The sequence below is a fragment of the Streptomyces sp. NPDC004667 genome, from assembly GCF_040609475.1.
In the GTDB taxonomy this organism is placed as follows: domain Bacteria; phylum Actinomycetota; class Actinomycetes; order Streptomycetales; family Streptomycetaceae; genus Streptomyces.
Genome location: NZ_JBEXKC010000154.1, coordinates 1 through 8,675, shown reverse-complemented (window position 1 = coordinate 8,675; position 8,675 = coordinate 1). Strand labels below are relative to the sequence as shown.

8 protein-coding genes are annotated in these 8,675 nt (G+C 71.9%); 1 reads left to right on the top strand and 7 read right to left on the bottom strand.

Annotated features, from left to right (window positions below):
- Positions 1–58: 58 nt before the first annotated feature.
- The 7 genes from ABZW32_RS37790 to ABZW32_RS37760 form a co-directional block, all read right to left on the bottom strand.
- Entirely contained in the window at positions 59–904 is an 846-nt protein-coding gene (locus tag ABZW32_RS37790; RefSeq protein WP_356225151.1) for a cyclase family protein, read from the bottom strand.
- Between the two features lie 48 nt (positions 905–952).
- Positions 953–1,258, bottom strand: a complete 306-nt coding sequence (locus tag ABZW32_RS37785) for a putative quinol monooxygenase (RefSeq protein WP_356225149.1) — start codon at positions 1,256–1,258, stop codon at positions 953–955.
- A gap of 112 nt (positions 1,259–1,370) precedes the next feature.
- Complete coding sequence (locus ABZW32_RS37780; RefSeq protein ID WP_356225147.1) at positions 1,371–2,618, bottom strand: MFS transporter; 1,248 nt, start codon at positions 2,616–2,618, stop codon at positions 1,371–1,373.
- A 296-nt stretch (positions 2,619–2,914) separates the two neighbouring features.
- Positions 2,915–3,949: a ketoacyl-ACP synthase III gene (locus tag ABZW32_RS37775; protein WP_285529454.1), complete on the bottom strand. Its 1,035-nt coding sequence runs from the start codon at positions 3,947–3,949 to the stop codon at positions 2,915–2,917.
- Positions 3,950–4,031: 82 nt separating this feature from the next.
- On the bottom strand, positions 4,032–4,718 hold the full coding sequence (locus tag ABZW32_RS37770) for an HAD-IB family hydrolase (protein ID WP_356225145.1): 687 nt from the start codon (positions 4,716–4,718) through the stop codon (positions 4,032–4,034).
- A gap of 28 nt (positions 4,719–4,746) precedes the next feature.
- The gene (locus tag ABZW32_RS37765; protein ID WP_356225143.1) at positions 4,747–5,820 is read right to left on the bottom strand and encodes a ScbA/BarX family gamma-butyrolactone biosynthesis protein; all 1,074 of its coding nucleotides are present in this window, start codon (positions 5,818–5,820) and stop codon (positions 4,747–4,749) included.
- 156 nt (positions 5,821–5,976) lie between these two features.
- Positions 5,977–7,050 carry an aldo/keto reductase gene (locus ABZW32_RS37760; protein WP_356225141.1) on the bottom strand — a complete coding sequence of 358 codons (1,074 nt, stop codon included), beginning with the start codon at positions 7,048–7,050 and terminating at the stop codon, positions 5,977–5,979.
- Between the two features lie 246 nt (positions 7,051–7,296).
- On the opposite strand from ABZW32_RS37760, the gene ABZW32_RS37755 reads away from it, so the two are divergent.
- Positions 7,297–8,675, top strand: a 1,379-nt coding sequence (locus tag ABZW32_RS37755; protein WP_356225139.1) for an FAD-dependent monooxygenase, incomplete at its 3' end; no start/stop codon positions are given.

Sequence of the window (8,675 nt, the reverse complement as noted above, 5' to 3'; positions counted from 1 at the left end):
GGCGGGGGGGGGGGGGGGGGGCGCCCCCCCCCCCCCCCCCGCCCGCGAGGTGGTCCGGTCAGTAGATGCCGAACACCCGGCAGGGGCCGGCGAAGCCCTTGCGGTGCTTGATCAGTCCGACGAGGACGGTGGCCCCGAAGTCGGGGACGGTGTCGAGGTTGGCGATGTTCTCGACGCCGTAGCGCATGTCGCCGAGGATGATGCGGTGTGCGCCGGGGTCGTCGATCTGGAGGTTCTTCGAGGCGTCGAGGCTGGGGGTGTCGGTGCCGGCGGCGACGATCGAACGCTCGCGCACCAGGAACTCGGCGGCGTCGAAGCCCAGGCCGGGGAAGTGCGGAACGCCGTCGGCGTCCCGGTTGATGTAGGCCCCCGGTGTGTTGATCCGGTCGCACCAGCCCGAGTCCATGACGACCAGGGCGCCGTCGGGGATCCGGCCGTGGCGGCTCTCGTACGCCAGGATGTCGTCGGCGGTCAGGGTGGCGTCGTGGTCCTTGGCGACGCGGTCGCCGATGCGGATGACGCACAGCGGTGCGATCAGGCGGTCGATGGGGATCTCGTCGGTGTAGATGGGCCCGTCCACGAGGTGTGCGGGGCCGTCGACGTGGGTTCCGGTGTGCTCGTCGATCTCCAGCTTGTTGGCGTTGAACCCTTCGTCCGCGATGTGGGCGAAGTGGTCGATGTTGGGCTTGAGGACGATCGGTTCCAGCACGGGGAAGTCGTTGCCGAAGGTGTGCGTGAGGTCGCTGACCCGGCTGCCCCGGATCAGCGGGGCCGGCGCCCGCGCGGGGCGGGGGGCGCCCTGGGCCTCGGCGGTCGCGGCGGTTTCGGTGTCCGCGCCGGGATGACCGCCGCACTGGTGGCCGTCCTGTCCGTGGACGAGCTTCATGACGTCGGGACTGCACATGGAGTCCTCCTCTGTGGTCGGCGGGCCGGTCGGGGTGCGGCCGGGGGCTCAGGTGTTGGTCGGGTCGATGACGCGGGTGCCGCGGATGAGCCAGGTGGGGCCCTCGGCGATGTGGCCGATCCGCTCGAAGAAGCGGGCGAAGTGGGGGCCGGCCATGTGCTTGTCGAACGAGGCCGCGTCGTCGTAGACCTCGTCGAGGTAGAAGCGGTTGGGGTCGTTCTCGTCGACGACGAGCTCGAAGCGCTGGGTGAACGGTTCGTCCACGGCGGACTCGCGGGCGTCCTCGTGGCTGGCCGCGATGAACTCCTCGTGGTGCTCGGGCAGGACGTCGAAGGCAACGGCGACGTGGTACACGGGATCTCCTGGGGGGTGGGTACGGGGGCAGGCCTGGGCCGCCCCACCGCGGGGGCGGCGGGACGAGGCGTCGCGGGGGATGTGTGGGGGGGGAGGTGATCGCCGGGGGCGGTCAGTCGACGAGCGCGGGACCCGGGGCGGGGGCGGGGGTGGCCGTCGGCCGGTCGGCCGTGCGGCGGGGGCGCACGAAGCGGTTGCGGCTGGAGGCGAGGCCGAACACCAGCTCGGGCAGGGTGAAGACGGCGAGGAGGACCAGCGAGACGGTCCAGCTGTCGGTCGCGCCGTGCAGCAGGCCGAGCAGCAGCGGGCCGGCGATGCCTCCGACCAGGTAGCCGATGGTCTGCACCATGCCGGACAGCTGCGCGGCGGTCTGCGGGTTCGCGGAGCGCAGACCGATGAAGGTCAGGGCCATGGCGTGGCCGGCGCCGAGCGTCAGGCCCAGGAGGGCGACCCACAGGACGGCGGCGCCCGGGAGGAACAGCAGGCCGAGGAGGCTGGCCGCGCCCGCGACGGCGATGACGGTGACGATGGGGGCGGTTCCGCTGCGCCCGACCAGCACCGGGGCGACCAGGGCGCCCGGCACGCTGATGAGCATGGCCAGGGACAGCATGGCGCCGGCGGAGGAGTTGCTGTAGCCGAAGTCGACCAGGACGGTCGGCAGCCAGCCCAGGGCGGTGAAGTAGGCCAGGGCGCGCAGGGCGAGGTAGCCGGTGACCTGCCAGGCCATGGCGTCGCCGAGCAGCGATCCCTTGTCGCCGGTGGGGGCGGCGGCGGCCGCGGGCCGGGAGGACCGCTTGGACAGGGGCAGCCAGACCAGCAGGCCGACGGCGGCGGGAAGGGCCCACAGGGCGAGGGAGTTGCTCCAGCCGCCGACGCTGTCGCGCAGGGGTACCGCGATGCCCGCGGACAGTGCGGCTCCGGCGCTGAGCGCGGCGGTGGCGATGCCGGTGTAGAGCCGGACCCGGTCGGGGAAGGCGCTCTTGATGACCGCGGGCATGAGCACGTTGCCGATGGCGAGGCCCGCTCCCGCGAGGGCGGTGCCCAGGAACATGGCCCAGGCGGCGGTTTCGAGGCGGATCAGGATGCCCGCGATGAGGAGTACGAAGCCCAGCACCAGCGCGACGGGGGTGCCCAGTCGGCGGGAGAGGGCGGGCGAGACGGCGGCGAAGACGCCCAGGCACACCACGGGCAGGGTGGTGAGCAGGCTGACCGCCGAATCGGACAGGTTCAAGGACCCCTGGATGTCGTTGAGTACGGGGGACACGGCACCGAGCGCCGGTCGTAAGTTCAGTGCCAGTAAGAACAGGCCCACCGTGATCGCCATGGTGCTGGGGCGGCCGCTTGAACTGTGGTCGGACACAGTTCTCCTCCTGCTTGAGAGTTGCGTGATTGCGCATGGTCGGATGACTTCAACAGAGCATAAGACATCTTATGCCTATTCGCCACAGGCTATCTACTCGATAGCTGATACTCCGGTGAGTGGGACCCCTGCCGCCCGTGTGGCTGGGCCTCGCCCAGCAGCCGCTCGGCGAGGGATCGTTCGACGGCCTGGCGCAGACGCTCCCGCCTGCGCCAGGCGACGTACCGTTCGATCAGCCTGATGAGCTCGGGGTCGTGGGCGACGGACGTCGTCACGGTGGGGTGCTCGGCCACGGCTCAGACCACCGCCGTGAGTTCCTGACTGCGGGGCCGCGCGAAGGCGGTGGGCGCCCACCGGGTCAGCACCGCCCCCACGGTCATCCCCCCGCCGAAGCCGGCCATCAGTACGGTCTCCCCGTCGGCGAACTCCCCGCGCCGGTGTGCCGCGTCGAGCGTGATGGGCACCGAGGCGGAGCCGGTGTTGCCGTACTCCTCCACCGCGAGGTGCATCGTCGCCCGGGGCAGGCCCAGCTCGGGCCACACCTCGCCGAGCATGACGCCGTTGGCCTGGTGCGGTACGAAGTGCCGGACCAGCTCGCGCTCCACCCCGGCCCGGTCGAGCAGTTCGTGCAGGGCCGACGGCAGGTTGTCCCGCACGAACGAGCGCACCCCGCGGCCGTCCATGCGGAAGAAGTGGGCCCCCTCGCTCAGCGTGCGGTCGTTCGCCGGCATGCGGCTGCCGCCGGCGGGAACGCTGATCAGGCGGTACTGGTCGCCGCGGCTGAGCAGGCTGGTCTCCGTGATGCCCCGGTCCTCGGGCACCGTGCCGAGCAGCACCGCGCCCGCGCCGTCGCCGAAGAGGATGGCGGTCTTGCGGTCGGAGTAGTCCAGGATGCGCGAGTAGATGTCCGCGCCGATGACCAGGGCGTGGCGGCCCTCCTCCGCGGCGCGCAGCAGCCGCTCCGCGACGGCCGTGGCGTAGACGAAGCCGCTGCACACGGCGTTGATGTCGAAGGCGGCGGCGTTCACCGCGCCGATGAGGTGCTGCACGATGCTCGCGGTCGCGGGCTGCGGATGGTCGGGCGTGGAGGTCGCGAGGACGATGTACGCGACGTCCCGCGGCTCCACCCCCGCCTGCTCCAGCGCCGCGAGGGCGGCGCGGGCCGCGAGGTCCGAGGTGGCGTCGCGGTCGTCGGCCCTGCGCCGCTCGCGGATGCCGGTCTTGCGGACGATCCATTCGTCGCTCACCCCCGCTCCGCGCGCTATCTCCTCGTTGCCGACCACGGTGTCGGGCAGGTACGAGCCGGTGGACACGATTCCGATGCGGGTCATTGGGTTGCTCCCCCTGTTCCGGACGGACCGCCGGGTGCGGCCCGCTGGTGGCGCCGGGCCCTGGCGAGGGGCCCGGCCGTTGTCATCGCCGCGCCGGTCCGGGCAGCAGACGTCCCCATCCCGGCGCGGAGGCGTGCACCGCGAGCTCCGGGTCGTAGCCGACGACCACGGGATGGCCGACCGCCCTCAGCATCGGCAGGTCGCTGCCGTGGTCGCCGTACGCCCAGCTGCCGGCGAGGTCCAGTCCGGCGAGCGGTGCGGTGAGGCGGACTGCGCGCCCCTTCGCCTCGCCGATCATCGGGGCCAGCACCTCTCCGGTGAGCTCGCCCCGGCGGATCACGGGACGGGTGGCCAGGACGGCCGAGGCGCCCACGTCCGCCGCGATGGGCTCGAGCGGGCCGAAGAAGGACCCGGATACCAGGACCACGTCCCGTCCGGCCTTGCGGTGGGCGGCCAGGGCCTCTTCGACCTCGGGCACGTAGAGGCCCTCGGCGAGCTCCCGCCACTCGGCGGCGAACCAGCGCCGCCCCTCGTCCGCCAGCCGCCTCGCGCTCTCGCCGCGCAGCAGGCGGTAGTAGCGGCGGTTGACGTCCACGCGTGCGGCGCCGCGCAGCGCGGCCTGCCGCAGTTCATCCGTCAGCCGCTCGAAGGTGGCCGGCGGCTCCCCCCGCCCGCGCAGGTAGAACTCCAGGAAGCGGAACATGCTCTTGACGCGGATCAGCGTCTCGTCCACGTCGGAGAACGCCGCGGTCCGTGTGGTGCTGGTCATCTCGGCCCCTTCGTCGGCGTGGCGCGGGTCATGCCGTCATGCGGGTGAGCGTGAAGGTGAAGGTGCACAGCGCCTCTCCCTTCTGCGTCGCCTCGACCCCGACCCGCAGGTCCTCGGGGCGCTGCTCGTCCTCGTCGACGGCGGCGAGGACGCCTCCGAGGGTGTAGTCGACGGGGGCCTCGGCCGGGTGGTGGCCACGGCCGGAGCCGCCCACAACGGCGCTCAGCACGGTGTCGTCCTCCAGCTCGCCGAAGCGGGTGAACCGCACGTCGAGCGCGGTGAGCAGGGTCTTGGAGGCGGAGAGCCCGCGGACTTCGAGCGCGGCGAACAGGGCGAGCTGGCGCGCGCCCTCGGCGATCACCATGCCGGGCAGGTGGTCCTGCGGGTGGTCGAAGAGGCTGGCGTGCTTGGCCGGGATGCGCAGCAGAGCCTGCGCGCTCTCGCCGACGACGACGCCGTCCAGCAGGACGACGTTGTCGGGGTTGGCGCGGCCCACCAGGTGCGGGGCCATGGGCGCGCCGGGGGTGACGGCCGGGTACGAGGCGGAGGACGGCAGGGCCATTCCGTCACGGTTGTTCAGCCGCAGGGTGAGGTAGCCGTTGGGGTCCTTGAACCGCAGGCCGACGGAGGCGGTGCCGAAGACGGCGCCGCCGCCGGACAGGGTGATCTCGTAGTCGAGTCCGGTGACGCGGCCCTCGCGCTCCATGCGCTTGGCGATGCGTACGTGCAGGGCGAGGCGGAACGGCGAGGTGCCCACGAACACCAGCTCGGGGCGTTCGATGCGCAGGCCCAGGTGGGTGAGGATGAACTTGTTGTCGGCCGGTACGCCGAAGAAGCGGTGGGCGCCCGCGAGGGTGGCCTGGCGGCACGCTTCGAGTATCAGCAGGGGGTCGTGGTGGCCGGGGCGGAGCAGGTGGTCGCCGTAGTAGGCGTGCGAGCGGGGCAGCTGCGCCGCCGCCGCGTATCTGGTGTCACCCAGTGGCTGCAGGTCCGTCAGGAACACCTCTCCCAGGGCGTCCCGGTGGACGAGGAGGCGGTCGACGGTACGGGCGTAGTCGAGTTCCGGGAGCGCCTCGGTGGCGACCTCGGTGGCAATGGTCATGGTGGCCTGGCTTTCTGTTCGCGGTGAGGGTTCCTGCTCACTGTCGGTGCACGGACCGACGCGGGCGCGGGGCACAGCGGGTGGAGGGACGACACGACGGGTCGTCCCTCCACGGCTGCGCAGTTGTCGCCCGCGCAGCGCGCCAGGTGGTGGTGATCAGGCCGGGTAGACGTCGCCCGGCTGCTTGCGGTCGGCGCCGACGGTGCCGATGTGCCAGTACGGGTAGGGGGCGACGGTCTCGCTGACCTTGTCGAGGCGGGCGAGTTCGTCCTCGTTCAGCGTCCACTCCATCGCCTGGAGGTTGTCGGCGAGCTGGTGCGGCTTGGTCGCACCGATGACGGCCGAGGTGATGCCGGGCTTGGCGAGCACCCAGTTGATGGCGACCTGGGCGACGGTGGCGCCGCGCTCCTCGGCGACCTGCGCCATGGTGTCGACGATGTCGTAGGCCTGGTCCTCGTCGGTCAGCGGTGCCGATTCGGCGGGGGTGCGCTGGGACAGGCGGCTGCCCTCGGGGCGGCCCTCGCCCCGGCGGTACTTGCCCGTCAGGAACCCGCCGGCCAGCGGGGACCAGGCGGTGATGCCGACGTTCTGGTCGACGGCGAGCGGCACGATCTCCCGTTCGAGGTCGCGGGCGGCGATGTTGTAGTAGCCCTGGTAGCAGACGAAGCGGGCGAGGTTGCGGCGGTCGGAGACCGACAGGGCCTTCATGAGCTGCCAGCCGGCGAAGTTGGAGACGCCGATGTAGCGGACCTTGCCCGAGCGGATCAGGTCGTCGAGCACGCGCAGCGTCTCGTCGAGCGAGGTGCGCGGGTCGAATCCGTGGATGTGGTAGAGGTCGATGTAGTCGGTGTTCAGGCGCCGCAGGCTGTTCTCGACGGCCGCGTAGAGGTGGTGGCGCGTGGCGCCGACGTCGTTCGGGTCGTCCGTGATGCGCCAGCGGCCCTTGGTCCCGATGATGACGCGGTCGCGGACCTTGGCGAGGGTACGGCCGAAGAACTCCTCGCCCATGCCGTTCTTGTAGACGTCGGCGGTGTCGAAGAAGTTGATGCCGGCGTCGAGGGCCTGGCTCATCATCTGCTCGACGTTCCCGTCCTGGACGGTGCCGAACTCCGACCAGTTGCGGTCGGCGGCGCCCAGGAAGGAGGCCCCGCCGCCGAACGTCATGGCGCCGAAGCACAGCTCCGACACGGACAGTCCGGTGTCGCCCAGGTAGCGGTATCGCATCTTCATCCTGCTTTCGGTCGATGGGTGTTCGGGTGCGGGGGGGGTGCCGGGGGGTGCTGGTGGGGGGAGGGAGCGCCTGGCTTACGGGGGATTCGCCAGACGCTCCCCGTCGGTGGGGCGCCGTTTCGGACGGCTTCGGCGGGGTGCTCGCTTCGATGGCCCGTTCCTCTCGCCAGGCCTCGAAGTGCGATGTAAGGTTTCGAAGAAACATAAGAGATTTGATGGTTGTCGTCAATGAGAGGCGGAACAGATATGCCGAGCACTTCGGAACCGGCGCGGACGGCCGGGGAGCCCGAGCCCTACGACGTGCTCGTCGTGGGCGCGGGACCGACCGGGATGACGGCGGCGTGCGAACTGCTGCGCAGGGGAGTACGCGTACGCGTCATCGACCGCGCGACGGAGCCCTCGCCCTTCCCCAAGGCCCTGCTGGTGTGGCCGCGCAGCATCGACCTCTTCGAGGACCTCGGCATCCTCGGCGAGCTGCGCGAGGCGGGCATCCAGATCAACACCTTCAGCTACTTCTCCGAGCGCCGGCGCCTGGCCGGGTTCGACTTCCCGCAGCACCTCAGCCCCGTGTGCCTGCCGCAGAACGAGACCGAGCGGATCCTGCGCGACCGGCTGGCGAGCCTGGGCGGCAAGGTGGAGCGGGGGGTGCGGCTGCTCACGCTGGAGGGCGTCGACTTCTCCGGGCGGATCGACGGGGCCGCCGACGTCACGGCCGTGCTCGAACACGGCGACGGCCGCATCGAGCGCACCCGGGCCCCGTTCGTCGTGGGCACCGACGGCGCGGGCAGCGCGGTGCGGGGCCAGCTCGGCGGCGGGTTCACCGGCAGCACGTACGAGAGCGCCTTCGCCCTCGTCGACGCCCGCATCGAGGGGTTCCTGCCGCCGGACCAGGCCCTGTACTACCAGTCGTCGGCCGGTGCGCTGGTCATCGTGGCGCTGCCGGGCGGCGTCTTCCGGTTCTTCTCCAGCCTGCCCGCGGGCGAGAAGGTCAGCGTCGAGCGCATGCAGAAGATCGTGGACGAACGCGGGCCGCACGGCGTGCGGCTGACCGAGCCGGTATGGGTCAGCGAATTCCGCATCCACGCCCGCCATGCCACCGAGTTCCAGCTGGGGCGGGTCTTCATCGCCGGGGACGCGGCGCACGTCCACAGCCCCGCCGGCGGGCAGGGACTGAACACGGGGATCCAGGACGCCCACAACCTGGCGTGGAAGATCGCGGCGGTGCTCCACGGTCAGGCCCCCTCCGACCTGCTGCTGACCTACGGGCCCGAACGCGCCGCCGTGGCGCGCCGGGTGGTGCGGGACACCGACATCCAGACCCGCGGGTGGATGGTGCGCAGGCCCGCCGCGGTCGCCGCCCGGGACGTCGCCTTCCGCATGGCCGAGCGGAGCGGGCTGTTCGGGCTCTACGCGCCCGTCATGGCGGGCCGCAGGCTGGCCTATCCCGCCACGCGCGAGACCCAGGTGCCCTCCGGGCGTCCGCCGTGCCGGCTGCGCTCGAAGCTGCCCGGCGGCCTGGTCGTCGGTGCGGTCTTCCCGCGCGAGCTGGCCCTGCCGCACCGGATCGCGGGCCCCGGCGAAGAGCCGGCCGGATGGAGCCTGGTGGTGACCTGCGCGGGCGACGC